Annotated in this window: 31 protein-coding genes; 14 read left to right on the forward strand and 17 right to left on the reverse strand. The window is 60.3% G+C overall.

Features of this window, described 5'->3' with window-relative positions; translation table 11 throughout:
• Positions 1-94: 94 nt before the first annotated feature.
• On the forward strand, positions 95-982 hold the full coding sequence (htpX, locus tag PSH90_RS18365) for a protease HtpX (RefSeq protein ID WP_007908619.1): 888 nt from the start codon (positions 95-97) through the stop codon (positions 980-982).
• Positions 983-1,157: 175 nt separating this feature from the next.
• Here the strand turns inward: htpX and PSH90_RS18370 are convergent, their stop codons facing one another.
• Entirely contained in the window at positions 1,158-1,811 is a 654-nt protein-coding gene (locus PSH90_RS18370) for a thiopurine S-methyltransferase (RefSeq protein ID WP_305381230.1), read from the reverse strand.
• 103 nt (positions 1,812-1,914) lie between these two features.
• Here PSH90_RS18370 and PSH90_RS18375 point away from each other — a divergent pair, with 103 nt between their 5' ends.
• Positions 1,915-2,682, forward strand: coding sequence for a class III extradiol ring-cleavage dioxygenase (locus PSH90_RS18375; RefSeq protein WP_305381232.1), 768 nt, complete (start codon positions 1,915-1,917; stop codon positions 2,680-2,682).
• Positions 2,683-2,841: 159 nt separating this feature from the next.
• Here PSH90_RS18375 and PSH90_RS18380 read toward each other — a convergent pair whose 3' ends face one another.
• Positions 2,842-4,515: a DEAD/DEAH box helicase gene (locus PSH90_RS18380; RefSeq protein WP_016770859.1), complete on the reverse strand. Its 1,674-nt coding sequence runs from the start codon at positions 4,513-4,515 to the stop codon at positions 2,842-2,844.
• Positions 4,516-4,934: 419 nt separating this feature from the next.
• Between PSH90_RS18380 and PSH90_RS18385 the strand changes: the two genes are divergently transcribed.
• Positions 4,935-5,726 (forward strand): crotonase/enoyl-CoA hydratase family protein, encoded by a 792-nt coding sequence (locus PSH90_RS18385; protein ID WP_056788494.1) that lies wholly within the window; start codon positions 4,935-4,937, stop codon positions 5,724-5,726.
• A 109-nt stretch (positions 5,727-5,835) separates the two neighbouring features.
• On the opposite strand, the gene PSH90_RS18390 is transcribed toward PSH90_RS18385, so the two are convergent.
• On the reverse strand, positions 5,836-6,591 hold the full coding sequence (locus PSH90_RS18390; RefSeq protein WP_056788491.1) for a spermidine synthase: 756 nt from the start codon (positions 6,589-6,591) through the stop codon (positions 5,836-5,838).
• 151 nt (positions 6,592-6,742) lie between these two features.
• On the opposite strand from PSH90_RS18390, the gene PSH90_RS18395 reads away from it, so the two are divergent.
• Positions 6,743-8,089 carry a class II 3-deoxy-7-phosphoheptulonate synthase gene (locus PSH90_RS18395; protein ID WP_038861070.1) on the forward strand — a complete coding sequence of 449 codons (1,347 nt, stop codon included), beginning with the start codon at positions 6,743-6,745 and terminating at the stop codon, positions 8,087-8,089.
• A gap of 89 nt (positions 8,090-8,178) precedes the next feature.
• On the opposite strand, the gene PSH90_RS18400 is transcribed toward PSH90_RS18395, so the two are convergent.
• Positions 8,179-9,405: a winged helix-turn-helix domain-containing protein gene (locus PSH90_RS18400; protein ID WP_056788489.1), complete on the reverse strand. Its 1,227-nt coding sequence runs from the start codon at positions 9,403-9,405 to the stop codon at positions 8,179-8,181.
• Between the two features lie 64 nt (positions 9,406-9,469).
• Positions 9,470-9,691 carry a DUF1127 domain-containing protein gene (locus PSH90_RS18405; RefSeq protein WP_024013770.1) on the reverse strand — a complete coding sequence of 74 codons (222 nt, stop codon included), beginning with the start codon at positions 9,689-9,691 and terminating at the stop codon, positions 9,470-9,472.
• A gap of 97 nt (positions 9,692-9,788) precedes the next feature.
• Between PSH90_RS18405 and PSH90_RS18410 the strand changes: the two genes are divergently transcribed.
• Positions 9,789-10,643 carry a LysR substrate-binding domain-containing protein gene (locus PSH90_RS18410; RefSeq protein WP_174823892.1) on the forward strand — a complete coding sequence of 285 codons (855 nt, stop codon included), beginning with the start codon at positions 9,789-9,791 and terminating at the stop codon, positions 10,641-10,643.
• Here the strand turns inward: PSH90_RS18410 and PSH90_RS18415 are convergent.
• Positions 10,633-11,379 (reverse strand): sulfite exporter TauE/SafE family protein, encoded by a 747-nt coding sequence (locus PSH90_RS18415; protein ID WP_370695107.1) that lies wholly within the window; start codon positions 11,377-11,379, stop codon positions 10,633-10,635. The genes PSH90_RS18410 and PSH90_RS18415 overlap by 11 nt on opposite strands.
• A 111-nt stretch (positions 11,380-11,490) precedes the next feature.
• On the opposite strand from PSH90_RS18415, the gene PSH90_RS18420 reads away from it, so the two are divergent.
• From PSH90_RS18420 to PSH90_RS18435, 4 genes are all read left to right on the forward strand, one after another.
• Entirely contained in the window at positions 11,491-12,447 is a 957-nt protein-coding gene (locus PSH90_RS18420) for a LysR substrate-binding domain-containing protein (protein ID WP_150637763.1), read from the forward strand.
• 75 nt (positions 12,448-12,522) lie between these two features.
• A complete protein-coding gene (locus tag PSH90_RS18425; RefSeq protein WP_042607887.1) occupies positions 12,523-12,978 on the forward strand; it encodes a MarR family winged helix-turn-helix transcriptional regulator in 456 nt (151 codons plus the stop codon).
• A 328-nt stretch (positions 12,979-13,306) separates the two neighbouring features.
• Positions 13,307-13,726, forward strand: a complete 420-nt coding sequence (locus PSH90_RS18430) for an organic hydroperoxide resistance protein (RefSeq protein ID WP_007940002.1) — start codon at positions 13,307-13,309, stop codon at positions 13,724-13,726.
• Between the two features lie 36 nt (positions 13,727-13,762).
• A complete protein-coding gene (locus PSH90_RS18435) occupies positions 13,763-14,773 on the forward strand; it encodes an alpha/beta hydrolase (protein ID WP_056788483.1) in 1,011 nt (336 codons plus the stop codon).
• Positions 14,774-14,957: 184 nt separating this feature from the next.
• Here PSH90_RS18435 and PSH90_RS18440 read toward each other — a convergent pair whose 3' ends face one another.
• A complete protein-coding gene (locus tag PSH90_RS18440) occupies positions 14,958-15,527 on the reverse strand; it encodes an elongation factor P (RefSeq protein WP_003226785.1) in 570 nt (189 codons plus the stop codon).
• A 48-nt stretch (positions 15,528-15,575) separates the two neighbouring features.
• On the reverse strand, positions 15,576-16,718 hold the full coding sequence (gene earP / locus PSH90_RS18445; protein ID WP_056788480.1) for an elongation factor P maturation arginine rhamnosyltransferase EarP: 1,143 nt from the start codon (positions 16,716-16,718) through the stop codon (positions 15,576-15,578).
• Positions 16,719-16,843: 125 nt separating this feature from the next.
• On the opposite strand from earP, the gene PSH90_RS18450 reads away from it, so the two are divergent.
• Both PSH90_RS18450 and PSH90_RS18455 read left to right on the forward strand, forming a co-directional pair.
• Positions 16,844-17,257: a hypothetical protein gene (locus PSH90_RS18450; RefSeq protein WP_041478413.1), complete on the forward strand. Its 414-nt coding sequence runs from the start codon at positions 16,844-16,846 to the stop codon at positions 17,255-17,257.
• Positions 17,258-17,259: 2 nt separating this feature from the next.
• On the forward strand, positions 17,260-17,742 hold the full coding sequence (locus PSH90_RS18455; protein ID WP_071173126.1) for a GreA/GreB family elongation factor: 483 nt from the start codon (positions 17,260-17,262) through the stop codon (positions 17,740-17,742).
• A gap of 9 nt (positions 17,743-17,751) precedes the next feature.
• Here PSH90_RS18455 and cysB read toward each other — a convergent pair whose 3' ends face one another.
• The 5 genes from cysB to PSH90_RS18480 form a co-directional block, all read right to left on the reverse strand.
• Complete coding sequence (cysB, locus tag PSH90_RS18460; protein WP_016770873.1) at positions 17,752-18,726, reverse strand: HTH-type transcriptional regulator CysB; 975 nt, start codon at positions 18,724-18,726, stop codon at positions 17,752-17,754.
• 113 nt (positions 18,727-18,839) lie between these two features.
• The gene (locus tag PSH90_RS18465; RefSeq protein WP_016770874.1) at positions 18,840-19,343 is read right to left on the reverse strand and encodes a universal stress protein; all 504 of its coding nucleotides are present in this window, start codon (positions 19,341-19,343) and stop codon (positions 18,840-18,842) included.
• A 97-nt stretch (positions 19,344-19,440) separates the two neighbouring features.
• Entirely contained in the window at positions 19,441-20,346 is a 906-nt protein-coding gene (locus PSH90_RS18470) for a 5'-nucleotidase (RefSeq protein ID WP_122611508.1), read from the reverse strand.
• Positions 20,347-20,368: 22 nt separating this feature from the next.
• Positions 20,369-21,325, reverse strand: a complete 957-nt coding sequence (locus PSH90_RS18475; protein WP_150742517.1) for a putative 2-dehydropantoate 2-reductase — start codon at positions 21,323-21,325, stop codon at positions 20,369-20,371.
• On the reverse strand, positions 21,322-21,708 hold the full coding sequence (locus tag PSH90_RS18480) for a co-chaperone YbbN (protein WP_041478405.1): 387 nt from the start codon (positions 21,706-21,708) through the stop codon (positions 21,322-21,324). Before PSH90_RS18480 ends, PSH90_RS18475 begins: the two co-directional genes overlap by 4 nt.
• Between PSH90_RS18480 and PSH90_RS18485 the strand changes: the two genes are divergently transcribed.
• Together PSH90_RS18485 and PSH90_RS18490 are read left to right on the forward strand one after the other, a co-directional pair.
• Positions 21,707-22,150, forward strand: coding sequence for a PilZ domain-containing protein (locus PSH90_RS18485; RefSeq protein ID WP_305381236.1), 444 nt, complete (start codon positions 21,707-21,709; stop codon positions 22,148-22,150). The genes PSH90_RS18480 and PSH90_RS18485 overlap by 2 nt on opposite strands.
• A 129-nt stretch (positions 22,151-22,279) precedes the next feature.
• Positions 22,280-23,356: a 3-deoxy-7-phosphoheptulonate synthase gene (locus tag PSH90_RS18490; protein WP_016770878.1), complete on the forward strand. Its 1,077-nt coding sequence runs from the start codon at positions 22,280-22,282 to the stop codon at positions 23,354-23,356.
• Positions 23,357-23,416: 60 nt separating this feature from the next.
• Here PSH90_RS18490 and PSH90_RS18495 read toward each other — a convergent pair whose 3' ends face one another.
• Positions 23,417-23,698 carry a GNAT family N-acetyltransferase gene (locus tag PSH90_RS18495; protein WP_016770879.1) on the reverse strand — a complete coding sequence of 94 codons (282 nt, stop codon included), beginning with the start codon at positions 23,696-23,698 and terminating at the stop codon, positions 23,417-23,419.
• A 639-nt stretch (positions 23,699-24,337) separates the two neighbouring features.
• Between PSH90_RS18495 and oprI the strand changes: the two genes are divergently transcribed.
• A complete protein-coding gene (gene oprI, locus PSH90_RS18500) occupies positions 24,338-24,589 on the forward strand; it encodes an outer membrane lipoprotei OprI (protein WP_003183784.1) in 252 nt (83 codons plus the stop codon).
• A gap of 126 nt (positions 24,590-24,715) precedes the next feature.
• On the opposite strand, the gene PSH90_RS18505 is transcribed toward oprI, so the two are convergent.
• From PSH90_RS18505 to PSH90_RS18515, 3 genes are all read right to left on the reverse strand, one after another.
• Positions 24,716-25,687: a L,D-transpeptidase family protein gene (locus PSH90_RS18505; RefSeq protein WP_024013783.1), complete on the reverse strand. Its 972-nt coding sequence runs from the start codon at positions 25,685-25,687 to the stop codon at positions 24,716-24,718.
• 195 nt (positions 25,688-25,882) lie between these two features.
• Positions 25,883-26,176: a hypothetical protein gene (locus tag PSH90_RS18510; RefSeq protein ID WP_016770881.1), complete on the reverse strand. Its 294-nt coding sequence runs from the start codon at positions 26,174-26,176 to the stop codon at positions 25,883-25,885.
• A gap of 57 nt (positions 26,177-26,233) precedes the next feature.
• The gene (locus tag PSH90_RS18515; RefSeq protein ID WP_095182211.1) at positions 26,234-26,839 is read right to left on the reverse strand and encodes an arylesterase; all 606 of its coding nucleotides are present in this window, start codon (positions 26,837-26,839) and stop codon (positions 26,234-26,236) included.
• Positions 26,840-26,846: the final 7 nt, after the last annotated feature.

Raw genomic sequence — 26,846 nt, forward strand, 5'->3', positions numbered from 1 at the left:
AGTTTGAAATAGTCACTCGGTTGAATAGCCCGGTGCCGCACCTTATATACCCCGCAGTACGCTACATCTTTAGCTTGAGGAGAGTTCTACAACCATGATGCGCATCCTGCTGTTTTTGGCCACTAACCTGGCGGTCGTGCTGATAGCCAGCATCACCCTGAGCCTGTTCGGCTTCAACGGGTTCATGGCGGCCAACGGGGTCGACCTCGACCTCAGTCAGCTGCTGGTCTTCTGTGCGGTCTTTGGTTTCGCCGGCTCGCTGTTCTCGCTGTTCATCTCCAAGTGGATGGCGAAGATGAGCACCGGTACGCAAATCATCAGCCAGCCACGCACTCGTCATGAGCAATGGCTGCTGCAAACGGTCGAGCAATTGTCCCGCGAAGCCGGGATCAAGATGCCTGAAGTCGGGATTTTCCCGGCCTACGAAGCGAATGCTTTCGCTACCGGCTGGAACAAGAACGACGCGCTGGTCGCGGTCAGCCAGGGCCTGCTCGAGCGATTCTCGCCCGATGAAGTGAAAGCCGTACTGGCCCACGAAATCGGTCACGTCGCCAACGGCGACATGGTCACGCTGGCTCTGATCCAGGGCGTGGTGAACACCTTCGTGATGTTCTTCGCGCGGATCATCGGCAACTTCGTCGACAAGGTCATCTTCAAGAACGAAGAAGGCCAGGGCATCGCCTATTACGTGGCGACCATCTTCGCCGAACTGGTGCTGGGCATCCTCGCCAGCGCAATCGTCATGTGGTTCTCGCGCAAGCGCGAATTCCGTGCCGACGAAGCCGGCGCCCGCCTGGCCGGTACCAGCGCGATGATTGGTGCTCTGCAACGTCTGCGCGCCGAACAGGGCCTGCCGGTGCATATGCCCGACACCCTGAACGCCTTCGGCATCAACGGTGGCATCAAACAGGGCTTCGCCCGTATGTTCATGAGCCACCCGCCGCTGGAAGAGCGTATTGACGCACTGCGTCGTCGCGGTTGATTTGATCGCAATAAAAAAGAAGGCCCGCAGTGATGCGGGCCTTTTTTTGTATCTTCAGATCATGCGTTGTCAGCAAAGTCCCATTCGCGAGCAGGCTCGCTCCCACCTTTGAAACGCATTCCCGTGTGGGAGCGAGCCTGCTCGCGAAGACGCCGGATCTGCTAACAGAAAACCATCAGGCAGAAACCCGATAAACCCGCTCCACCAACCACTTAACCCCGCCCTGCTGAAACTTGGGGCTCTCAGCCAGAATATCTCGCTCTTCCAGTTTCTCCAGCTGCCAACCCTGGCCCAGCAGCCACTGCGCCTCATCATCATTCACCGCAAACGGCGGTCCCGGGATCTGCGTCTGATCGTAATCCAGGGTAATCACCAGCCCTTTCATCTCCGGCGCCAGCAAGTGCTGCAAATGCGCCGCGTAGCGCTGGCGCATTGCGTCCGGCAAGGCAATCAGCGCGGCGCGGTCATACAGCGCAGTACAATCTGCGACGTCCTCGGCCGTCAGCGCAAAAAAATCACCGCACCACAATTCGAACGCAACACTGCGATAAACCTTGAATGCGCCCTGCTCGCTGATCTGCGGTTGCAACTGATGTTCGCTGAAAAACTCCTCGACAGCCTTTTCCGCTAGCTCAACCCCAATCACCTGGTGACCCTGCCCGGCAAGCCAGAGCAGGTCCAGACTCTTGCCGCACAGCGGCACCAGCACGCGTGCCGACGGTGCAATCGCCAGCTCCGGCCAATAGCGCTGCAAATACGGGTTGGCCTCGGCCTGATGAAAGCCGATCTGGTTCGAATCCCATTTCTTGTACCAAAACTCAGGCTGCATGGATCACTCCCGAAAAACCGATGAAAAACCGCAGAAACTTATATTGGATTCAGATCGATGATCTGACTGAAGATGGTTCATCTTAGCGCTCAGGAGCCCGTCCATGTTGCCCAGCCTGTTTATCTCCCACGGTTCACCGATGCTGGCGCTGGAGCCCGGTGCCAGCGGCCCGGCACTGGCGCGACTGGCCGCCGAACTGCCGCGCCCCAAAGCCGTTGTCATCGTCTCGGCGCACTGGGAAAGCCAGGAACTGCTGGTCAGCAGCCACCCGCACCCGGAAACCTGGCACGACTTCGGCGGTTTCCCCCGTGCGCTGTTTGAAGTGCAGTACCCGGCACCGGGCAATCCGCAGCTGGCCGCCGAGGTGGCTGAACTGCTGAACGCCAATGACCTGCCGGCGCGGCTCGATCCGCAACGACCGTTCGATCATGGTGTCTGGGTGCCGCTGTCGTTGATGTATCCGCAGGCCGATATTCCGGTGGTGCAGGTTTCGTTGCCGAGTCGCGGCGGACCGGCATTGCAGACGCGAGTTGGCCGTGCACTGGCGAGCCTGCGCGAACACGGCATTCTGTTGATCGGCTCCGGCAGCATCACCCACAACCTCCGGGAGCTGGATTGGCATGCCGGCCCGGAAAGCATTGAACCGTGGGCGCGGGATTTTCGTGACTGGATGATCGACAAGCTGGCGGCCGACGATGAAACGGCGCTGCATGATTATCGCCAGCAGGCGCCGAATGCCGTGCGCAGTCACCCCAGTGATGAGCATTTGTTGCCGCTGTACTTTGCTCGCGGTGCTGGCGGCGATTTCAGTATTGCTCATCAAGGCTTCACGATGGGCGCGCTGGGCATGGATATCTATCGTTTCGGTTAACAGCAAAAGATCGCAGCCTTCGGCAGCTCCTACAGTGGAACACATTCCAAAATGTAGGAGCTGCCGAAGGCTGCGATCTTTTGATCTTGAGAGCAGGCAAAAAAAATCCCCGAACCAGTCGGGGATTTTTTATGTGCGATCAATCAGCCCAAGGGCGGATCAATCTTCGCGGTAGCGACGCAGCTTGAGCTGCTTACCGGCCACGCGAGTGTCCTTCAGTTTGGTCAGGAGTTTTTCCAGACCTTCTTCCGGCAGCTCGACGAGGCTGAAGCTGTCACGCACCTGGATGCGACCGATCGCTTCGCGGGCCAGACCGCCTTCGTTGAGGATGGCGCCCAGCAGGTTTTTCGCAGCGATACCGTCACGCGCACCCAGCGCGGTACGGCAACGAGCACGGCCTTCGCCCAAAGGCATTGGCGCGCGACGCTCGCGGTCACCACGATCAGGACGATCACCGGAACGCTCAGGACGGTCGCCACGCGGTGCGTTGTTCGGCACCAGTGGACGTTCCTTCTCGATCGCGGCCAGGTTCAGCGCTTGACCGTTGGTAGCCTTGCGCAGCAGCGCAGCGGCCAGTGCACGCGGGGTGCAACCGATGTCGGCAGTCAGGCGATCAAGCAGCTCACCGTGAGTCGATTCGGCATCAGCGACCAGCGGCGACAGGCTGTTGGTCAGTTTCTTGATGCGTGCATCGAGAACGGCTTGAGCGTCTGGCAGGCGTACTTCGGCAACTTTCTGACCGGTTACGCGCTCGATCACTTGCAGCATGCGGCGCTCACGTGGAGTCACCAGCAGCAGGGCGCGACCTTCGCGACCGGCACGGCCGGTACGGCCGATACGGTGCACGTAGGATTCCGGGTCGTACGGCATGTCAACGTTGAACACGTGAGTGATGCGCGGAACGTCCAGACCACGGGCAGCAACGTCGGTGGCGACAACGATGTCCAGACGGCCATCTTTCAGCGAGTCGATGACGCGCTCACGCTGGTTCTGGGCGATGTCACCGTTCAACGCGGCGGCTTTGTAGCCTTTGGCGTCGAGGGCGCTGGCCAGGTCCAGAGTGGCTTGCTTGGTGCGCACGAACATGATCAGGGCGTCGAAGTCTTCGACTTCCAGCAGGCTGAGCACGGCCGAGGTTTTCTGGTCAGCGTGAACCAACAGGTGAGCCTGTTCGATCGCGGTAACGGTCTGGGTCTTGGTCTGGATCTTGACGTGTTGCGGATCGCGCAGATGGCGTTCGGCAATGGCGCGGATCGACTGCGGCAGGGTCGCCGAGAACAGCACGGTCTGGCGGGTCGATGGCAGAGCCTTGAAGATGACTTCCAGGTCATCCATGAAGCCCAGCTTCAACATTTCGTCAGCTTCGTCGAGAACCAGATGGTTCACGGTCGACAGGACTTTCTCGTCGCGACGCAAGTGATCGCACAGACGACCCGGAGTAGCGACAACAATCTGTGCGCCATTACGGATTGCCTTGAGTTGCGGGCCCATCGGCGCGCCGCCGTAGACAGCCACGACGGTGACGCCTGGCATTTGCTTGGCGTAGGTTTCAAAAGCGGTTGCTACTTGCAGCGCCAACTCTCGGGTTGGCGCCAGGATCAGGGCTTGCGGTTCGCGCTTGGCAGGATCGATGCGGTGCAGGATAGGCAGTGCGAACGCGGCGGTTTTACCGGTACCGGTTTGCGCCTGGCCAATCATGTCCTGGCCGGCCATGATGATCGGGATCGATTGCTGCTGAATCGCCGAAGGCTCTTCGTAGCCAGTCGCTGCGACGGCTGCAAGAATATTCGGGTTGAGATTAAAAGCGGCGAATCCGCCGGTTTCCTGGGTCATGGGTCTGCCTCTAAGTGCATCCGCAAAGACCCATGCTCCAAAGCTGCGCATGCCGTGTTGAGACTCAAGAGTCGCCCTGGCAGCTTTGTCGGCGGGGATTTGCGAAAACGAATGAATGAAGATGAATCGTCAAGGAAGAGCCCGCAATGCGGACGTGCAGCCGAAGCTGACTTCGGGAAATGCGCTACCTAAACGCGGCCCGGTTAAAGGCCGGCGCGCACTATACCGGATTTCGCCCGAAAAGGGAGCTTTTTTTGTGGCCCCTATCCGTGTGTCACCGCCGTGTAACGGGGTTTTGCGGATAATCGCGCAACGGTCTATTTTGCAAAGGCCCGGCCCTGCGGGCGATGACGCTTAAACGGTTCACCGACCTGCGGCAAAGCGCCGCGCATCCGCCCTTCCCGCTTGAGGATTTAGCCATGAATCAGCCCTGCGCCGGCCGCGTCAGCCGAGAACGTCGTGGTCATGTGCACTTGATCGGCCTCGATCGGGCGGCCAAGCGCAACGCTTTCGATATCGACCTGCTCAACGACCTGAGCCTGGCCTACGGCGAGTTCGAAGCCGACCGCGAAGCGCGGGTCGCCGTGGTGTTCGGCCACGGCGAGCACTTCACCGCCGGGCTTGATCTGGTCAATGCCAGCGCGGCTCTGGCCGAAGGCTGGCAGGTTCCGACAGGCGGGTGCGATCCCTGGGGCGTTTTCGTCGGGCCACGGGTGAGCAAGCCGGTAATCGTCGCCGCGCAGGGTTACTGCCTGACTATCGGCATCGAGCTGATGCTGGCGGCGGACATCAATCTGTGCGCGAGCAATACCCGCTTCGCGCAGATGGAAGTGCAACGTGGGATTTTTCCGTTTGGCGGGGCGACTTTGCGTTTCCAGCAGATCGCCGGCTGGGGCAATGCGATGCGCTGGTTGCTCACCGGCGACGAGTTTGATGCACACGATGCGTTGCATCTGGGCTTGGTCCAGGAAGTGATGGCCAGTGAAGACTTGCTGCCCCGCGCGATCGAGCTGGCCGAACGGATTGCCCGGCAAGCACCGCTGGGCGTGCAGGCGACCTTGATGTCAGCGCGGCAGGCGCGCTATGAGGGTGAGACAGCGGCGGCGCAAGCGTTACCGGCGCTGGTGAAGAAGTTGCTCGCCACTGAAGATGCCCGGGAGGGGGTGAGATCGCTGGTGGAGCGGCGGCCAGGGATTTTCAAAGGGGTGTGAAGAATCTGCTGCCTGTCAGGGCCTTTTCGCGAGCAGGCTCGCTCCCACAGGTCGAACGCATTTCAAATGTGGGAGCGAGCCTGCTCGCGAAGGGGGCGGTACTACCGGCTCAGGTCGCCGGGCGAATCGCGTTGATCAACGACTGCAACGAGTACCCCAACTGCGGCGCCAGCGCTTCGGCCCGCTGGGTCAGCGCCTGCATGTCCAGCGCCTGATCGAGATCCGCCGGGATAATCAGAATCACGTTGCCCTCCTTCACCGGCAATTCCCAGTAATGCCGGTGATAGAGGCCGCGCAACAATGCCGCGCCGAGCGGCTTGCCATCGTCGGTGGCCCACTGGTTGATCACCAGCCAGCCGCCCGGATTCAGGCGCTTCTGACAATCGCCGAGAAAACTCCAGGCCAGATGCCCGACCCCGGGGCCGACATCGGTATAGAGGTCGACGAAAATCAGATCCGCCGGCTCGGCAGTCGGCAGCAATTCCAGCGCATCGCCGACGCGGATGTACAAACGCGGATCATCATCCAGACCGAGGTATTCAATGGCCAGGCGCGGCACGTCCGGGCGCAGTTCGATGGCCTCGACGTCTTCGAGCGGCAGAAACTTCAGGCAAGCCTGGGTCAGTGTGCCCGCACCCAAACCGAGAAACAGCGCGCTCTCCGGCTGCTCGTGGCACAGCGCACCGATCAGCATGGCGCGGGTGTAGTCGTACTCCAGCCAGCTCGGGTCGGCAGTGAACACGCAGCTCTGCTCGATCGCATCGCCGAACTCGAGAAAGCGGTAATCGGCCACTTCCAGCACGCGAATCACGCCGAACTCATCCTGTACTTCGGCGAGCAGATGCTCGACGCGCTCCTCAGTCATTTCGTCTCCTGATGGTCACCGGGCGCGGTGACGCGATGGCACCGCTGTGGCGCCGTGGCAAAGCGGCGATTGTCGGCGATGGGGCGGGAGCAGGTCACGCACTAATTGCTGCTAACATGGCGCTTCCCTGCGTACGAACTTCGAGACCGTGATGAGCCAACCGTGGAGCCCTGACAGCTGGCGCGCCCTGCCGATCCAGCAACAACCGCAATACCCCGACGCCGCGCACCTGCGCCAGGTCGAGCAAACCCTGGCCAGCTATCCGCCGCTGGTGTTCGCCGGCGAAGCGCGCGAGCTGCGCCGCCAGTTCGCCGAAGTTACCCAGGGTCGCGCGTTTCTGTTGCAGGGCGGCGATTGCGCGGAAAGCTTCGCTGAATTCTCCGCAGCGAAGATTCGCGACACCTTCAAAGTGTTGCTGCAGATGGCGATCGTCATGACCTTCGCTGCCGGTTGCCCAGTGGTCAAGGTCGGGCGCATGGCGGGTCAGTTCGCCAAGCCGCGTTCGGCCAACGACGAAACCATCGGCGGCGTGACCCTGCCGGCCTATCGCGGCGACATCGTCAACGGCATCGGCTTCGACGAAAAGAGCCGCGTGCCGGATCCAGAGCGTTTGCTGCAGTCCTATCATCAGTCCACAGCGACTCTGAATCTGTTACGCGCTTTCGCTCAGGGCGGTTTTGCCGACCTGCACCAAGTGCACAAGTGGAACCTGGATTTCATCGCCAACTCGGCGCTGGCCGAGAAGTACAGCCACCTCGCCGACCGCATCGATGAAACCCTGGCATTCATGCGCGCCTGCGGCATGGACAGCTCGCCGCAACTGCGCGAAACCAGTTTCTTCACTGCCCACGAAGCGTTGCTGCTGAACTACGAAGAAGCCTTCGTGCGCCGCGACAGCCTGACCAACGATTACTACGATTGCTCGGCGCACATGCTGTGGATCGGCGACCGCACCCGCCAGCTCGACGGCGCGCACGTTGAGTTCCTGCGCGGGGTGAACAACCCGATCGGCGTCAAGGTCGGCCCGAGCATGAACCCCGATGACCTGATCCGCCTGATCGACGTGCTCAACCCGGACAACGATCCGGGCCGCTTGAACCTGATCGCGCGGATGGGCGCGAACAAGGTCGGCGATCATCTGCCGGCACTGATCCGCGCGGTCCAGCGCGAAGGCAAGCAGGTGCTGTGGAGCTCCGATCCGATGCACGGCAACACCATCAAGGCCAGCAGCGGCTACAAGACCCGTGACTTCGCGCAGATCCTTGGCGAGGTGAAGCAGTTTTTCCAGGTGCACGAAGCGGAAGGCAGTTATGCCGGCGGCATTCATATCGAGATGACCGGGCAGAATGTCACCGAGTGCATCGGCGGCGCCCGACCGATTACCGAGGATGGCTTGTCCGACCGTTATCACACCCACTGCGATCCACGGATGAATGCCGATCAGTCGCTGGAATTGGCGTTTTTGATTGCCGAGACCCTGAAGCAAGTCCGCCGTTAGACCGCGTCGCCTCCCTTCGCGAGCAGGCTCGCTCCCACATTTGCAATGCGTTTCCCTGTGGGAGCGAGCCTGCTCGCGAAGGCGCCAGCTCAGGCCCCCTCCATCTGCGCCAATGCTCCCCGCAACCGGCCCGCACTCTCGCGCTGACAATTCAACTGCACCCGCGCCAAACCCAGCCAACCCGCCATCCGCCGCAAATTCAGCGCCAGCGCCAGCATCCCCTCCTCGTCCAGTCCCGATTCTTCCTCATGCACCGCATGCACCGCCAACTGCCCTGCCGCCCGTTCGGCACGCAGATCAACCCGCGCGGCGATCCGCTCGTTGTGCAAAAACGGCAGCACGTAATAGCCATACACGCGCTTGGGCTGCGGTGTGTAGATTTCCAGGCGATAGCGGAAATCAAACAGGCGCTCGGTGCGGCTGCGCTCCCAGATCAGCGAGTCGAACGGCGACAGCAGCGCACTGGCAATGACCTTGCGCGGCACTTTGGGCTCCGGCAGGCAATAGGCGATCTGCCGCCAGTCGGCGACTTCGCACATCTGCAATTGCCCCGCCTCAACCAGTTCAGCCAGACGCGGCCGCGCATCCGCAGGGCTCAGGCGAAAGTAATCACGCAGGTCTCTTTCCGTACCAACGCCCAACGCTTGCGCCGCATGCAACAGTAAACTGCGTTGCGCCTCGGCCTCACCCGGTTGGGGCTGCTGCAGAATCGCTGCCGGAATCACCCGCTCGGGCAAATCGTACAAACGCTCGAAACCGCGTCGCCCCGCCACTGTGACCTCACCGGCGGCGAACAACCATTCCAGCGCATGTTTCTCGGCACTCCAGTCCCACCATGGCCCGGCCTTGTCTTCGCGGGTCGACAGACTGCCGGCGCCAAGCGCGCCCCGCTCCTCAACCGCAGTCAGCACGCGGCGGATGGTTTCCTGCTGTTCGCGACCAAACTTTGCCAGTTGCTGATAGATGTCTTCGCCACGCTTGGCGCGTTGCATGCGCCAGCCCAGCAACGGGTACATCGACAACGGCAACAGCGACGCTTCATGGCCCCAGTATTCGAACAGCGTGCGCCGCCGGCCCGAACTCCAGGCAGCCTGGTCGAGCAAGTCAGATGAATAGCAACCGAGACGGGAAAACAGCGGCAGGTAGTGCGAGCGCACCACGGCATTGACGGAATCGATTTGCAGCAGACCCAGCCGTTCGATCAGTCGGTTGAGATGACTGGCATTGACGTTCGGCGGCTGGCGCCCGTTGAACCCTTGGGCAGCCAGCGCCAGACGTCGCGCCTGTTTGAGGGAAAAGGACACTGTCGCGGGCATTTATTCCTCCATGTCTGCTCGCAACCTACCTCACCTGAAAGGGGTTTGTGTAGCGATAGCCTCATCATTTATGCATCGGGTCGTCCCAGAACGGCCGCACGGTTTCATGCTCCACATCGGCGCGGCTGATGCCGATGTCCTTCAGCGCTTCGTCGCTGAGCCCGGCGAGCATTTCCCGCTCGCGATGCAGCTCATACCAGCGACTGAATTTGTGCAGCAGATCGGACACGATATGGCCATGGCCGGACAGCTGTTCTTCGCTTGCATACTCTCTTTGACCTTTCATCGTCTTGCCTCCTTTTGTGGATGGCTCAAGTCTCGCGCTGGCGCTAAGATCAATCCAACGAATGTTTCTGATGGCATGCATCACGGAGATTCATCAATTGTCCGCCTACCCCAGTATCGATACCGATGTCCTGCGCACCTTTGTCGCGATTGCCGATCAGGGCGGTTTCACCCGTGCTGGCGAGATGGTCAACCGCACCCAGTCGGCGGTGAGCATGCAGATGAAACGCCTGGAAGAAGACGTGTTGCAGCGCCAGCTGTTCGAGCGTGATGGGCGCCAGGTGCGCTTGACGGCCGAAGGCCAGGTGCTGCTCGGTTATGCACGGCGCATCCTCAAACTGCACAGTGAGGTGTTCAACACCCTGCGCGAGCCGCACATGGTCGGCACCGTGCGCATCGGTACGCCGGATGATTATGTGATGCGTTTTCTGCCGGGAATCCTGTCGCGGTTTGCGCAGTTCTATCCGCTGATCCAGATCGAAGTGCATTGCGAATCGACCAAACAACTGTTGCAGCGCACTGATCTGGACTTGTCGATCGTCACCCGTGAGCCGGGCAACGAGATCGGCCAGTTGCTGCGCAAGGAGCGCTTTGTCTGGGCCGAGGCGCAGAACTTCAGCGCCCACGAACAGACGCCGCTGCCCCTGGCGATGTTCAACAGTGATTGTTTCTGCCGCTTGTGGGCGTGCAATGCGCTGGACGCGATGGGCCGCGATTACCGCATCGCCTACAACAGCAGCAGCCTGTCGGCGCTGATGGCTGTGGTCAGCGCAGGGCTGGCGATCACCGCGCAACTGGAGAGTCTGATCACCCCGGACATGCGCATCCTTGGCGCCGCCGAAGACCTGCCGCTGCTGCCCGAGGCAAGCATCATGCTGATCCGAAACCTGAACAACCCGTCGCCGATCACCGAGTGCCTGGCCGAGCACATCGTCGAGGGCTTCAAACTTTAAACGCGAGCATCACCGCACACAGCACGAGGAAGCCGCAAAACAGCCCGCGCAGAATTTTTTCCGGCATGGCGTGGGCAACTTTCACGCCCCAACTGATGCTGAGCAGACCACCGATCGCCAGAGGCAGACCGATCATCCAGTCGACTTCATGGTGCACGGCGTAGGTCACCAGGGTTACACCAGTGCTCGGCAGGGCCAGCGCCAGCGACAAGCCCTGAGCAACCACTTGGCTGGTGCCGAACAGGCTGGTCAACACTGGTGTGGCCACCACCGCGCCGCCGACGCCGAACAAGCCGCCCATGGTCCCCGAGGCGGCGCCGAGCACGCCCAGCCACGGCCACGAATAGCGCATCTCGGCAGTCGGCGCTGGTCGTGGGCCGAACATTTTCAATAGATTGTAGGCCGACAGCGCCACCAGAAAGGCAACAAAGCCGATGCGCATGGTCTGCGCGTCGATGCCCACCGCCCAGATCGAGCCGAGCCAGGCAAAGCAGAAACCCATCACCGCCAGCGGCAGCGCATGGCGCAATTCGATGCGATTGCGCTGGTGATAACGCCACAGCGCCAGCATCACGTTCGGTACCACCATCACCAGCGCCGTGCCTTGGGCGATCTGCTGATCAAGCCCAAACCACACGCCAAGCAACGGGATCGCAATCAAGCCACCGCCAATGCCAAAGATCCCGCCCAATGTGCCAAGGGCGGCGCCGAACAGCAGGTACAACAGAAAATCCATCACAACGGTAATCCTCTAACGACAGGCGGCCAATGCTACGCACTCGCGCCTAGCGGGGAAACGCATAGCAACGCACAATGGCTATGCCGATTTTGCACAAGCGTGGTTTCCATGAATCCCAACCAATTGACCGATCAACTCGGCCTGTTTCTCGATGTGCTGGAGAGTGGCAGCTTTTCTGCCGCTTCGCGCCGCCATCCGCTGACACCTTCCGCCGTGGCGCGGCGCATCGACAGCCTGGAAAGTGCCGTCGGCAGTCAGCTGTTCGTGCGCAGCACCCATGCCGTGCTGCCGACTTCGGCCGGCCTGGCCTTTGCCGAGCGGGCGCGCCGGATCATCGCCGAGTTGCAACTGGCGCGTGCCGAAGCGGTGTCGTTGAGCAGTGCACCGGAAGGTCTGATCCGCATCGATGCGCCAGCAGCTTTTGGGCGGCGACATCTGGCGCCGGTAATTGCCGATTTTCTCCTGCTGTACCCTGGACTGGACGTGCAGATGCACCTGATCGACAGCTTCAGCGACATGGCCGGCAGCAGCCTGGGCAAGGTCGATCTGGTGCTGCGCACCGGACAGTTGGCCGACTCGCGCCTGGTCGCCACGCCATTGGCGAGCATGGTCCGCGTCGCCTGCGCCAGCCCTGACTATCTCAAGCAGCGCGGCGTGCCCGAGCGTCCGGCGCAGTTGAGTGAACACGACGGGCTCGACTGGGAAGGCCTCGCGCCGCCCTTTGCCTGGAAATTCGAAGTGGACGGGCAAATGCAATTGCACCGGCCATCGCGCGTACGTCTGAGCGCCAACAATGCCGAAGCTCTGGCGTGTGGCGCGGCGGCGGGTCTGGGCGTCGCACACTTGCCGACCTGGCTGGCCAGCGAATACCTGCTGCGTGGCGAACTGGTGCCACTGTTCTGCGAAAATGGCCTGCCGCCGCCGGAGTCCACCGGCATTTACGCGCTGCGCATGGAACAGCAGGTCCATTCGCGCAGTCGGTTATTGCTGGAATATCTGAAAACCCGCTTCAGTCCGGTGCCGCCGTGGGATCTGGCGTTGCAACGGCAATTCGCCCGGCACTGAGGCCGGACATATTTATCTGGCGCCTTAAAGATTCGAGCGCTAGATTAAAAAACGATCAACGATCAAGGCTTTGACATGACCTCCGAACGCGACAACTGCGACGACCTTCTGCTCGACAATCAGGCGTGCTTCGCCCTGCACTCGACCTCGCTGATGATGACCAAGGTCTACAAGCCGCTGTTGCAGGCGCTGGGCCTGACCTATCCGCAATATCTGGCGATGATGGTGCTGTGGGAGAAGGACGGTCTGACTGTTGGAGAAATCAGCGCACGCCTGCTGACCGATCCGGGATCGCTGACGCCATTGCTCAAACGCCTGGAAGCCGAAGGCCTGCTCAGCCGCACCCGCAGTCGCGAAGATGAGCGGGTGGTGATTGTCGAACTGACCGCAGCGGGCCGCGCCTTGCGCGACAAGGCGCAGACCGTGCCACAGTGCATTCTCGGCGCCAGTGGCTTCACCCTTGAACGTCTGCAGAAATTGCAGGCCGAGCTGCAAGCGCTGCGCGGACATCTGCAAGACAGCCTGAATTAAGCCCCGCTACATCCCCCTGTGGGAGCGAGCCTGCTCGCGAAAGCGTCCGATCAGACAGCGAGTCGTTGAATGTTCCACCGCCTTCGCGAGCAGGCTCGCTCCCACAGTGATTTCAGCGCCAACAAAAATATTTGTCCCGCCTGAATTCCCTCGTCAAGCGCTCTAAATCAGGCCTTACCCGCCCCTTCCACGCTATGCCCTTGAGCAAAACGCGATTTTTATTAAAAATTTATCTTGCGCGCTAAACATTAGCGCTATACATTCTCTTCACACCTACTTAGCGCGCAAACAATTAGCGCGCAAAACCACAACCAATGAGGCTCACACCATGCAAACTCTCTACACCGCAATCGCAACTTCCACTGGCGGCCGTGACGGTCGTGCGATCTCCAGCGACAACGTACTGGACGTCAAACTGGCCACCCCGAAAGAACTCGGCGGTGCTGGCGGCGCGGCGACCAACCCTGAGCAACTGTTCGCTGCCGGTTACTCGGCCTGCTTCATCGGCGCGCTGAAGTTCGTCGCCAGCCAGACCAAGCGCAAGATTCCTGACGACGCGTCGATTACCGCCCATGTCGGCATCGGCCAGATCCCTGGCGGTTTCGGTCTGGACATCGATTTGCACATCAGCCTGCCAGGTCTGGAACAAGCCGATGCGCAGTCGCTGGTCGACGCCGCTCACCAGGTCTGCCCGTACTCCAACGCCACCCGTGGCAACGTAGATGTGCGCCTGCACGTAACCGTGTAATCACTCAAGTCTCCGGCCCGAACAAGGAAATTGAACATGAACACTTTCAGCAAAGTCTTGACCGGCACCCTTCTCGCCCTGTCGGTACACAGCGCTTTCGCCGGTGATGTCGAACACAACACCCAGGCATTTCTCGATGCGCTGAACTCAGGCAGCGGCAAGCCGATCGAGCAGCTGTCGCCCAAGGATGCCCGCGCCGTGCTGGTCGGCGCGCAGTCCGGGGTCAAGTTGACGCTGCCCAAAGCCGATGTCAGCGAGAAAACGGTGCAGGTCGATGGTCAACCGCTGAGCCTGACCATCGTCCGGCCGGCCGGGGTCAAGGGTGAGCTGCCGGTGTTCATGTTCTTCCACGGCGGCGGCTGGGTGCTGGGGGACTTCCCGACTCACGAACGTCTGGTGCGCGATCTCGTGGTCGGTTCGGGTGCGGCGGCGGTGTTCGTCAATTACACCCCTTCGCCGGAAGCGCATTACCCGGTGGCGATCAACCAGGCCTACGCTGCGACCAAATGGGTGGCGGAACACGGCAAAGAGATCAACGTCGATGGCAAGCGCCTGGCCGTGGCCGGCAACAGCGTCGGCGGCAACATGGCCGCAGTGGTTGCACTGATGGCCAAGGACAAGGGCACCCCGGCGATCAAATTCCAGGTACTGCTGTGGCCGGTGACCGATGCCAACTTCGACACCGGTTCGTACAACCAGTACGCCGAAGGGCACTTCCTCACCCGCAACATGATGAAGTGGTTCTGGGACAACTACACCACCGACGCCAAACAGCGTAACGAGATCTACGCTTCACCGCTGCGCGCCACCACCGCGCAACTCAAAGGTCTGCCACCTGCACTGGTGCAGACTGCCAGCGCCGACGTGCTGCGTGATGAAGGTGAAGCTTACGCACGCAAACTCGATGAAGCCGGAGTACCGGTTACGTCGGTGCGCTACAACGGCATGATTCACGATTACGGTTTGCTCAACGTGGTCAGCCAGGTACCGGCGGTGCGGTCGGCGATGTTGCAGGCGTCTGAAGAACTGAAGCAACACTTGAAATAACCACAGTCCCATTGTGGGAGCGAGCCTGCTCGCGAAAGCGTCCCGTCAGACAGCGCTTCATTGAATGACACACCGCATTCGCGAGCAGGCTCGCTCCCACATGGGACAGGTGTGAAACTCAAAGCGCAGGCACAAAAAAACCCGACTCAATGGTCGGGTTTTTTCTTTCCGCAAAAAGCAGTGCTTATTTCGCACGGCCTTTGTAGGAACCGCCTTCGCGGGTATCGATCTCGATCATGTCGCCGATTTCGATGAAGTCGGCAACCGACAGCTCGGTACCGTTCTTCAGTTTGGCAGGCTTCATCACCTTGCCGGAAGTGTCACCGCGAGCGGAGCCTTCGGTGTAGTCAACCTGACGCACGATGGTGGTCGGCAGTTCTACGGAAACCAGACGCTCTTCGAAGAACACGGCTTCGCAAACGTCGGTCATGCCTTCTTCAACGAAAGGCAGAACGCTTTCGATGTCTTCGGCGTTCAGCTCGTACATGGTGTAGTCAGTGGTGTCCATGAACGTGTAGGTGTCACCGCTGATGAACGACAGGGTGGCTTCTTTACGATCCAGGATCACGTCGTCCAGTTTGTCGTCCGCACCGTAAACGGTTTCGGTCTTGTAACCGGTCAGCAGGTTCTTCAGCTTGGTCTTCATGATCGCGCTGTTACGGCCCGACTTGGTGAATTCAGCTTTCTGAACCAGCCAAGGATCGTTGTCGATACGGATCACGGTACCGGGTTTGAGTTCTTTACCAGTTTTCATTGCGAATATCCGAATTTGGATGGGATTTACAAAAATCTAGGCCGCGTATCATATCCAATTTACATAAAACTGTACCAGCGCCGTGGCAAGATCCGCCTGCAAGGCCTGTTCCAGACACCATGCCTCGGCATTTTTCTCGAGTTCCGGCCGATGACTTCGCACCGCCAGCCAGTGCTCGCCGATCGGTTGCCCGGCGCTCCACGCTCGCCACAGACCGTTCATCGCCTGCGCCGCAGCGGGGGAAAGGCCGTGAGTGTAGAGCGCGAGGAAAGCGTCGAGCTTGTCCAGATGGATGTCATCGTCCTGCTGATAGATGTGCCAGAGCATCGGCCGCCCCGCCCATTGCGCGCGCACGAATGAGTCTTCACCGCGCACCGCGTTGAAATCGCAGCACCACAGCAGATGGTCGTATTGATCCTGACGGACGAACGGCAGCACTTGCACGGTCAGGGACTCGCGCACATGAATCGCACCGACCATCAAGGTTTCCACGCCCAGCCAGCGCGCCACATCGCCGAGGATCCGCCCTTCCGGCACCAGCAGGTGAGTCGCCTGTGCGTCGGCCGCCAGCACATCCAGCCAACTGGCCAACCCGGCATTTTCATAAGCAAACAGCGAGATCAGTTGCGCATCGGGCGCGGGATCAATACCCAGGTCTTGCAGGAAATGTTGCTGAGCCGGCCGATCCTTCTGAAACTGCCGACGCTGTTCGAGCAGTCCGCATTCGCGCAGCAGGCCACCGGTGCCCGGCTTGAAGCCCGGAAAGAAGAAGAACTTCTGCACCGATTTGTATTTCACCGACGGCAAGCCATGGCAGCCGGTGACCCAGTCTTCGGCGCTGAGATAATCGAGGTTGAGCCACAGCGGCGGCGTTTCCCGCGCAGCCATGCTGTCCATGTAATCAGTGGGCAACTGACAGGCGAAGGCGGCGATGACTACGTCGGCCGCCTCGGCGTGCGGCCATTCGCTCGGCCACTGACGCACCTCGACGCCCTGCTGCCATTGCTGCACAACATCGACATCGATCTCAGGACAGAGGCGCTCGAACGCGCGTAGATCATCCACCCACAGGCGCACCGGCAAGGCATGTTCGGCCACCAGTTGCCGGGCCAGGCGCCAGGTCACGCCGATGTCACCGAAGTTATCGACCACGGTGCAGAAAATGTCCCAGCGGGGTTTCGCTTCAGGCATGCCGTTCTCCCGTTGGCAAAAGACCTCGATTGTCCGCATAAATGCGCTCGCGCAGAAGAGCCGACGGCGATTAATCTTCGTGCGACAATCGCCACTTGCCCGCAACCATCCGCCAGGAGGCCGCCATGCCCTACCGTCCGAATCCGCGTCGTCCCTTGCCTGTTCAGCTTAGCGCGCTGCATCTGACCGGCAGCATTGCGCTGGGCCTGTGGCTGGGGTTCCTGGCGATTGCGCTGACCTGCTGGCTGCTATCGCGCTTCATCTTTCCCGAGCAATTGGCCCCGGTGGCTCAAGCGGTGCAGCAATTGGCCAATCCGCCAGTTGCAGTCGAGCCACAGCCGGACGTCGCACCGCCGCCAACGCCGCTGTTCCAACAGTACGAAGAAAACCTGCGCAAGAATGAACAGCAGGCCCGACTGGACCAGGCGCGCGCCAATTCGCGCAATGCGTCGAACCCGAAATGCCAGTTCTGGCTGCAGCAGGACCAGACCGCGCCGACCGAAAAGAGCCGCGCCAACGTTTTGCAATTCTGCGATTGATAATGAACAAACACAGCGTCCACCAGTTGATTCTCGACAAGCTGCGCATCGACCTCGACATCGCCGAGCGCGCCGCGCAAACCGCTTACGAAACCGCAACTCACGAAGAAAACATCGCCGAAAACAAATACGACACGCTGGGGCTGGAGGCGTCGTATCTGGCGGCGGGTCAGGCGAAGCGGGTTGAGGAAATCCGTCAGTCCCTGGCGCTGTGCCAGAACCTGACGTTGCGTGCCTACGACGAAAATCGCGGCATCGAAGTCGGCGCCCTGCTCGGTCTGGAGGACGAAAAGGGTCGCGAGCAATGGCTGTTTCTAGCGCCCGATGCGGCGGGGTTGAAAGTCGACGTGGTGGGTCAGCCGGTTACTGTCATCACCCCGCGCTCGCCGCTGGGCAAAAGCCTGCTGGGCAAGTTCGAGGGCGATGAGGTGGAGATTCTGGTGGCGGGCACCCGGCAACAATTTGCTGTCACCGAGGTGCTCTGAAGCGGGTGCTTAGTGAACGGGCAGTTCGACGCCGTCGAACAATTCTTCCAGCTCTTGCTTGTTGTGGCACTGAATGGCCTTGGCCATGACTTCGCGGGTCAGGTGCGGGGCGAATTTCTCGATGAAGTCGCACATGAAGCCACGCAGGAAAGTGCCACGACGGAAACCGATCTTGGTGATGCTCGACTCGAACAGCTCGCTGGCATCCAGCACCACCAGGTCGTTATCGAGTTTGGTATCGACCGCCATTTTAGCCACGATGCCTACGCCCAGCCCCAGACGCACGTAGGTTTTGATCACGTCGGCGTCAGCAGCGGTGAACACCACTTTCGGCGTCAGGCCACGATGGCTGAAGGCTTCGTCGAGCTTGGAACGGCCGGTGAAACCGAACACGTAAGTAACAATCGGATATTCGGCCAGCGCTTCGAGGGTCAGCTTCGGCAGCTTGGTCAGCGGGTGGCCGTGGGGTACGACCACGCAGCGGTTCCAGCGATAGCACGGCATCATCACCAGATCACCGAATAGCTCCAGCGCTTCAGTGGCAATAGCGAAATCGACGGTGCCGTCAGCGGCCATTTCGGCGATCTGCATCGGCGAGCCCTGATGCATGTGCAGGGCCACGTCCGGGTATTGCTTGATGAAATTGCTGATCACCGGCGGCAGCGCATAACGCGCCTGGGTGTGGGTGGTGGCGATCGACAGGGTGCCCTTTTTCTCGTTGGAGAATTCCTGGGCAATCTGCTTGATGCTTTCGACTTTGCGCAGGATCTCGCCAGCGGTGGTGATGATGCGCTCGCCGGCCGGGGTGACGCGGGTCAGGTGCTTGCCGCTGCGGGCGAAGACTTCGACGCCCAGCTCGTCTTCCAGCAGGCGGATCTGCTTACTGATGCCCGGTTGCGAGGTGTACAGGCTTTGAGCGGTAGCGGAAACGTTGAGGTCGTGGTGCGCCACTTCCCAGATGTAGCGCAGTTGTTGAAGCTTCATATCAATCCCTCAAAGCAGGTAGACGCCACGGGCATCAGCGACGGTATATAACTATATTAATGGTTCGAAGAATAAATCTAGAACTTTTTTATCAAAACGCCATTATTCCTGCTTCAGCGATCCTCACGCCGCCGGCGTTCCATCAGCGGCACCAGATAGACCGGCACCTTGGCCAATTGCAGGACCCGCGCCGCCGTGCGCCCCAACGGTGTTTCCGCACCGACACCATGGCTGTGACTGCCGACGATCAGCAGATCGACCGAGAGCTTGTGCACCTGGTCGAGAATCACCTGCGACGGATCACCCTGCAGCACGCGCACCGCGCGTATGCGCTGCAGATCCTGTTCGCCGTCGTCCCCCAGTTCTTCACGAAAGCTGTCGAGCACCCGTTGTTCGATATTGGCAATGACTGTTTTCAGACCCTGACTATGGAATTCGTTCAATGCCTGTTCGTCGAGATAGCTTTGCAGCACTGACTCGGCAAACAGGCCCATGGGTTCCACCGCGTGTACTACATACAGATCGGCATTGAAGGTGCGCGCCAAGGCCAGGGCATGCTGCATCACGAACGGTGCGTACAGACCGAGGTCGGTGGCATACAGCATTGAGCGAATCATGGGACCTCCTCGCGAGCCAACGATGGCGGAGATTGATTCAGCTTAGCAGTGCCTTGGCGAGTACGACGTGCGACGCAACGTCCTGAATGAAAAGGCTCTAGATCGGCTGTTCGTTGCTGATGCCATGGGGCACGTGGCCGGTGGCAACCACTTCGCGAGCCAGCTCGCAATGACCGGTCTGGTCATCGAAGAACACGTCAGCGGCGAAGGCTTCGAGGAACGCCGATTTGGTCAGGCCACCGAGAAACAGCGACTCATCGAGGCGGATATCCCATTCCCGCAAGGTGCGAATCACCCGCTCATGGGCCGGCGCCGAACGGGCGGTCACCAGCGCCGTGCGGATCGGGCAATCGTCATCGGGAAACTCGCGCTGCAACAGATTGAGCGCTGCCAGAAAGCCCTTGAACGGCCCACCGCGCAAAGGCTCGCGTGCCGATTCGCGTTCCTTGGCCTGAAACGCTTCCAGGCCGCCGGACTGATAAACGCGCTCGGACTCGTCCGAGAAGATCACCGCGTCACCGTCGAAGGCGATACGCAATTCATCACTGGCCGCACGGCTCGCGCCACCGGACAGAATCGTGGCGGCGGCGAATCCGGCGTCCAGCGCCGCACGCACGTCTTCGGCGTGGGTCGAGAGAAACAGGTCGCAGCCAAACGCTTTCAGATAAGGGTACGGACTGCGCCCACCGACGAACGCCGCACGAGAAATCGCCAGACCGTAATGATGAATCGAATTGAACACGCGCAGCCCGGTGTCGGCGCTGTTACGGGAAACCAGAATCACCTCGACCCGCGCGCGGCCGAGGCGGCTGTTCAGGCTCAGGAGTTTTTCCACCAGCGGGAACGCATCGCCCGGCGCGAGGATTTCGTCCTCGTGCTCGATCTGATATTGCCGATAGGCTTCGACGCCGCTCGACAGGTAGACCTTGTGGCTTTCGCTCAGGTCGAACAAGGCGCGCGAGGAAATCGCCAGCACCAGTTTGTCATCGATGTTATTGGCCATGCCTTCCCCCAGAACAACCGACTCAGGTGTTGCGTCGGTCGATAAAACCCAAATGGCGATACAGCGCCTCGATGCGCGGCAACTCGCAGCCCGCCGCTTTCGCCGCCGCCAGTGGCCGGGCGTAGATCGCCTCCAGCTCCAGCGGGCGTTTGTGTGCAAAGTCGTGGTACATGCTCGGCCAGTAATCGGGCATTTTCTCGGTCATGGTGAACAGGTACTCGGCATAGCCGGGCGGGATCTCGTATCCACAGGCCTTGGCGCCCAGCACCACTTCCGCCATCAGTGCCTGAATCGACACGCGGCTGTCAGCATCAGCCATCAGCGCTTCGGTTCCCGCGCCGAGCAATACCGAAAGGCCGTTATAGGGAATATTCCACACCAGTTTCTGCCAGCGCGCCTGATGCAGGTTGGCCATCGCCTGCGAGTCGATGCCGGCGGCACGGAACAGTCCGGCTCCCTCCTCCACGATCGCCATGCGCGCTACTTCATCAATGGCCGAGCCGCTGTGATAACCGACATTCACCGCGCCAAGGGCCTGATGGGTAATCTGCCCCGGCCCCTCGCGGTGCACGCAGATCAGGCACAGACCACCGAGCAGATGCAGCGAATCCGGCAACAGTGGCCGCAGGCTGTCCTCGACATCCAGACCGTTCTGCAGCAACAGCACTTTTGCGTCAGGTTTGGCGGCCTGAATGATCGCCGGGGCCAGCCCGGCGTTGCTGGTGGTCTTGGTGCCGACCAGCAGCCAGTCACAGGGTGGCATGTCTTCGGCAGCGGAATAGGCATTGGCCGGATGCAGCGTCAACGGCCCGTGCACCGCACTGTTGATCTGCAAACCGCGCTCAGCCACCGCCGAGAATTCGCTGCGCAACAAAAAGTGCACGTCGAAACCGGCACGCGCCAGCATCACCCCGTAGAACCCGCCGATTGCACCGGTGCCGATAATCCCCACCACCGGTTTGCTGACTGTCTCGCTCATGGCAACTCCTCTGCAATTCGACTCAGCGATTGCGCCACCGCCTGGTTGAGTTGATCAACCGTCAGACGTGTGTGCACTGCGCCAAAGAACTCGCCGTCGCGCACCACAAACAGCGCCGGCAAATGAAACACCTGATAACGCTCGACCAGCCCGCCATTGTCGCCGGCGTCAATCCAGCACAGCCGATCGATAGCCAGCGGCAATCCCGGCAACACCTCGCGGGCATAACGACAACTGGCGCAGCCGACGCTGGTGAAGATCACCAGAGAGACCCCGCGCATCGCCAGCAGCCGCTGGTCGGCGTCGAAGTCGGTCAGCTCGGATTCGACCACTATACTGGGGGAAACAATGTCAGATGGCCGACACAGGGAGTCTGTGCTCATGGGACGTTTCATTCCTCATCCGGACGAAGTGCCGGTTGAATTGACGTTACTCAAGCCTGAATGCATTTCCAGACAACAGTTGCACACTATCAGCCTCGGCGGCATCGCTTGCAATTACCACCGCGCCTGGCGCTACGGCACTGCACTGCAAGTACGCATGCCGACGCTGAATGCCGACTTCTGTTGCCCGGGCTATGTGGCCTGGTGTCTGCGCCGTAAAAAAGGCTATCTGGTGGGCATCGCCTTCACTGACGAACAGACCCTGTTCAGCGCGCGAATGGGTGAGCAGGTGTGTCAGATCGAACGCTATTCGCGCATGCAGGACAGCCACGACGACCTGCAGGATAGTCAGGCGCTGGCCCTGCAATGGGTCGAGGAGCACGCCGAAGAGTTCTCCCACGACAACTTGCGCAAGGCTTTCGTGCAGCCAGCGCTGGACTAAAGCACGGTTTGCCCATTGTCGAGCCGCCTCTGACGCGCTAAGGTTCGGCTCCCCCGACGCGCTAAATCTGCTGTGCTCCGCCGCGCGGGGATCGCTGGCGGCCGGCACCCGTGACCTGACGAGTAAACGATGGCTGATTTACCGATCAACGACCTAAACGTCGCCTCTAACGAGACCCTGATCACTCCCGATCAGCTCAAGCGTGATATCCCCCTGAGCGACGCCGCCCTGCGCACCGTCACCAAGGGCCGCGAAGTCATTCGCAACATTCTCGATGGCACCGACCACCGTCTGTTCGTCGTGATCGGCCCGTGCTCGATTCACGACATCAAGGCTGCCCACGAATACGCCGATCGCCTCAAGGTGCTGGCCGAGGAAGTCTCGGACACTCTGTACCTGGTCATGCGCGTGTATTTCGAAAAGCCGCGTACCACCGTCGGCTGGAAAGGTCTGATCAACGATCCGTATCTGGACGACTCGTTCAAGATCCAGGACGGTCTGCACATCGGTCGTCAGTTGCTGCTCGACCTGGCCGAGAAAGGCCTGCCGACCGCGACCGAAGCCCTCGACCCGATCTCCCCGCAGTATCTGCAGGATCTGATCAGCTGGTCGGCCATCGGCGCGCGTACCACCGAATCGCAGACTCACCGCGAAATGGCTTCCGGCCTGTCCTCGGCGGTCGGCTTCAAGAACGGCACCGACGGCGGCCTGACCGTGGCGATCAACGCCTTGCAGTCGGTGTCCAGCCCGCACCGTTTCCTCGGCATCAACCAGGAAGGTGGCGTGTCGATCGTCACCACCAAAGGCAACGCCTACGGTCACGTGGTGCTGCGCGGCGGTAATGGCAAGCCGAACTATGATTCGGTCAGCGTAGCCCTGTGCGAGCAGGCGCTGAACAAGGCGAAGATCAAGCCGAACATCATGGTCGATTGCAGCCACGCCAACTCCAACAAGGACCCGGCGCTGCAACCGCTGGTAATGGAAAACGTCGCCAACCAGATTCTTGAAGGCAACCAGTCGATCATCGGCCTGATGGTCGAAAGCCACCTGAACTGGGGCTGCCAGGCGATTCCAAAGGATCTCGCCGACCTGCAATACGGCGTGTCGATCACCGATGCCTGCATCGATTGGTCCGCCACCGAAAACACCTTGCGCAGCATGCACGCCAAGCTCAAGGACGTATTGCCGAAACGCCAGCGCACGTAAGCTGCGTTTTGCGGGCATAAAAAAACGCCGGACATTGTCCGGCGTTTTTGTGTGTGCGATTCAGATCTTCGCAGCGCGGCGCTGATGGCGTTCCATGTAGCGCTCGACGTACGAGCACGACGGGATCACCGTGTAGCCCATTTCTTCGGCGTATTGCAGCGCGCGTTCGGTCAGCGCTGCGGCAATGCCACGGCCGCGCAGGGCATTGGGCACGAAGGTGCGGTAGATATCCAGGGTCTGCTTGCCCAGATCCATGTAGGTCAGGTAAGCACGATGACCGTCCACAGTGGTCTCGAATTGATGACCAGCCTGGTCATGGTGGATGGACAACGCCTCGCTCATCACTACTCCTCGCGGGTCTTGAATTGTGACCCCTACCTTACCGATGTTTTTCCGGCGAAGGAACATCTACGCCACCCCGTGCCGGATGGACACTGAGAAGAGCCACACCGATCTCGCGCAATCTGACACCTGCTGAATAGTAGGCACCAATGGCGAAAATGCTCAAGGTACGCTCGTCATCGGATGGTTTGCGTGCATTGGCATCGATGGTCGCAGGTTCGGCCGCAAGACAATCTTTGCGTGCCGTTTGCCTGAACATTGCCGGAATGTTGAGACTTAAGACGTGCGACCTTTTTTAAAGTCACCTGTACATCAACAAAGATACGCGAAGCGCTTCGCAGAACCTGAACAAAAGTGTGGACGAATTCATTTAGAAAGACTTTAGCCGAAGTCGCAAAAACAGCGCGCGAGCGCGGGAACTTTTCCCGTTTGAGTCGCTCACGCCGGGGCTTGCAGCTGGATATTTTTTATACAGCGCAGTTAAAAGTTGCTCGAAAAAGAATCAACGCCTACAATTTTTTTTGCTTCTTGCGCTACGTCAGTTTACTTACTACAAGTAATGGGTAGTATGTACGCCGGCTATTTCCTCAATCGTGAGGAGACAGCCACTTAATTTGAAAGTCCTTGAAGGGGAACACGATGAACAACGTTCTGAAATTCTCTGCTCTGGCTCTGGCCGCAGTTCTGGCTACCGGTTGCAGCAGCGCATCGAAAGAAACCGAAGCACGTCTGACCGCTACTGAAGACGCAGCTGCTCGCTCCCAGGCTCGTGCAGACGAAGCTTACCGTAAAGCTGATGAAGCTCTGGCTGCTGCTCAAAAAGCACAACAGACTGCTGACGAAGCTAACGAGCGTGCTCTGCGCATGCTGGAAAAAGCTAGCCGCAAGTAATAATCCCTCGGGATTGTTATCGAGCCGATCCGGTTTTCCGGGTCGGCTTTTTTGTGCCCGGTGCTTTTCTCCGGGCAATAAAAAACCCGCCGACGCTGCTCGCATCGGCGGGTTTTCAATCAGCGCTTATTGCTGCAGGTCGATCGGTGCACTGCTCACCATTGGCGCCGAGGTATTCGGCACGGCGATCTCTACCGGCAGGCCGTCTTCGGCGGCGACCACATCACGCACCACATCCCAGTTCATGCGCAGGTTGCTGGTGATGTCCTCACGCTTGAGCATCGCGTTGATTACCGCGGTGTGCTTGTCGACCACCGACGGGTTGCCCTTGTCGTCGAGCGGCGTGTGCGCTTCCAGATAGACCTTGCCGCCACTGCGACCGAACTTGTACGGGTCGTTGATGATGCGTACCGAGGTGCCGACCGGGACCATGCCGGCCATTTCCAGCACGTTGTTGTTGAACATGCGGAAGCAGCCGTGGCTGGTACGCATGCCGATGCCGAACTTCTTGTTCGAACCATGGATCAGATAGCCCGGCGTGCCGAGGGTGAACTTGAACGGGCCCAGCGGGTTATCAGGACCGGCCGGCACCACATTGGGCAGCGGATCACCGTCAGCGGCGTGTTCGGCCTTGATCGAAGCCGGAGGCGTCCACGTCGGGTTCGGTGTCTTGGCGATGATCGAGGTGTGCGCGATCGGCGAGCCCCAGCCTTCACGGCCGATACCCAGCGGGAAGGTGTACACCACGTCGCGGCCTTTCGGATAGTAATAGAGACGGTATTCGGCGAGGTTGATGACGATGCCTTCACGCGGGCCAGGCGGCAGGATGAAGCGCGTCGGCAGGACGATCTCGGTACCGGCCCCCGGCAGCCAGGCATCGATGCCCGGGTTGGCCGCAACCATTTCCGAATAGCCCAGATCGTAGGTGGTGCCCAGGTCGGCGAAGGTGTCTTCGTACTTGGCTTTGATCACCTGCACCTGACCGACGATGTCTTCGCCGGGTGGTGGCAGGGGAAGCTCCAATGCAGCAACGGGACCGGCCACACACAGGGCGGCAAGTGACAGGCAGCGGGTGACGGCAGGAAAGCGCGGCAACATCCGGAAAATCCTTCGCATGATCATCAAGGGTATAAGGGCGCGATTGTACACCGCGGCTTGGGGATTCGGGAGACACGCCGATAGACCGTGTCGCGCCCTGAAAGATCGCAGCCTCGTTGCACTCGTCAGCTCCTACATTTGCAACGCATTCCCTGTAGGAGCTGACGAGTGCAACGAGGCTGCGATCTTTTGATCTTAAAGTTCGAAACGCAGCTCAGGCCAGATCGGCGACGTACCGCGCTTCTGCGATTCGAGAATCGCCCGGCACAGCGAGCACAGACGCTGATCCTGGAACACCCGGCGATCAACATTCGACCAGCGCGGTTGCGCTGGCAGCAGCGTGCCGCACAGCGTGCGATCGGCAGAGCCACCGAGTTCCAGCTGACGCGTCACCAGATGCACCCGCACTTCCTGGCAGGCGAACAGATCCAGCTGCTCGTCAGGCTCGATCAGTTGGTAGGCAAACAGGGACCAGGCAGGACGCGGCATCGGGGGCTCCAAATTAGGGGGCGCCACATTAGCCGAAAGCCTGCCTCTAGAAAAGCCTCATAACAGCGGTTTTAGCGTCGGCCAGACATTTTCCAGCAACTTGCCCTGAGCCCCGGCAGCCGGGTGCAGACCGTCGGCCTGCATCAGGTCCGGATGACCACCGACACCTTCGAGAAAAAACGGCACCAACGGGATGTTTTTCTCATCGGCGAGCTTGCCGTAAACCTCGGCGAACGAATCGGTGTAGCGCTTGCCATAATTGGGTGGCAACTGCATGCCGAGCAGCAGCACTTTCGCGCCGCTCTGCCGCGAGCTGTCGATCATCGAAGCAAGATTTTGTTGCAATTGCGTTGGCGGCATCCCGCGCAGGCCGTCGTTGCCACCCAACTCGAGGATTACCAGCTCAGGCTTATGCTCTGCAAGCAGCGCCGGCAGCCGCGCCAGGCCTCCGGCACTGGTGTCGCCACTGATCGAGGCGTTGACCACTTTATCGTCGAAACCCTCTTGTTTGAGGCGCTGCTCGAGCAGCGAGACCCACCCCAGACGGGTATCCAGGCCGAAACCGGCGCTGATACTATCGCCAACGATCAGGACAGTACCCGCCGCTGCGTTCTGGGCCATGCACATCAAGGCCAGGCCAGCACTCAAAAACCATACACGCATCGGATTC

This window comes from Pseudomonas sp. FP1762 (assembly GCF_030687105.1).
Lineage (GTDB): Bacteria > Pseudomonadota > Gammaproteobacteria > Pseudomonadales > Pseudomonadaceae > Aquipseudomonas > Aquipseudomonas siliginis.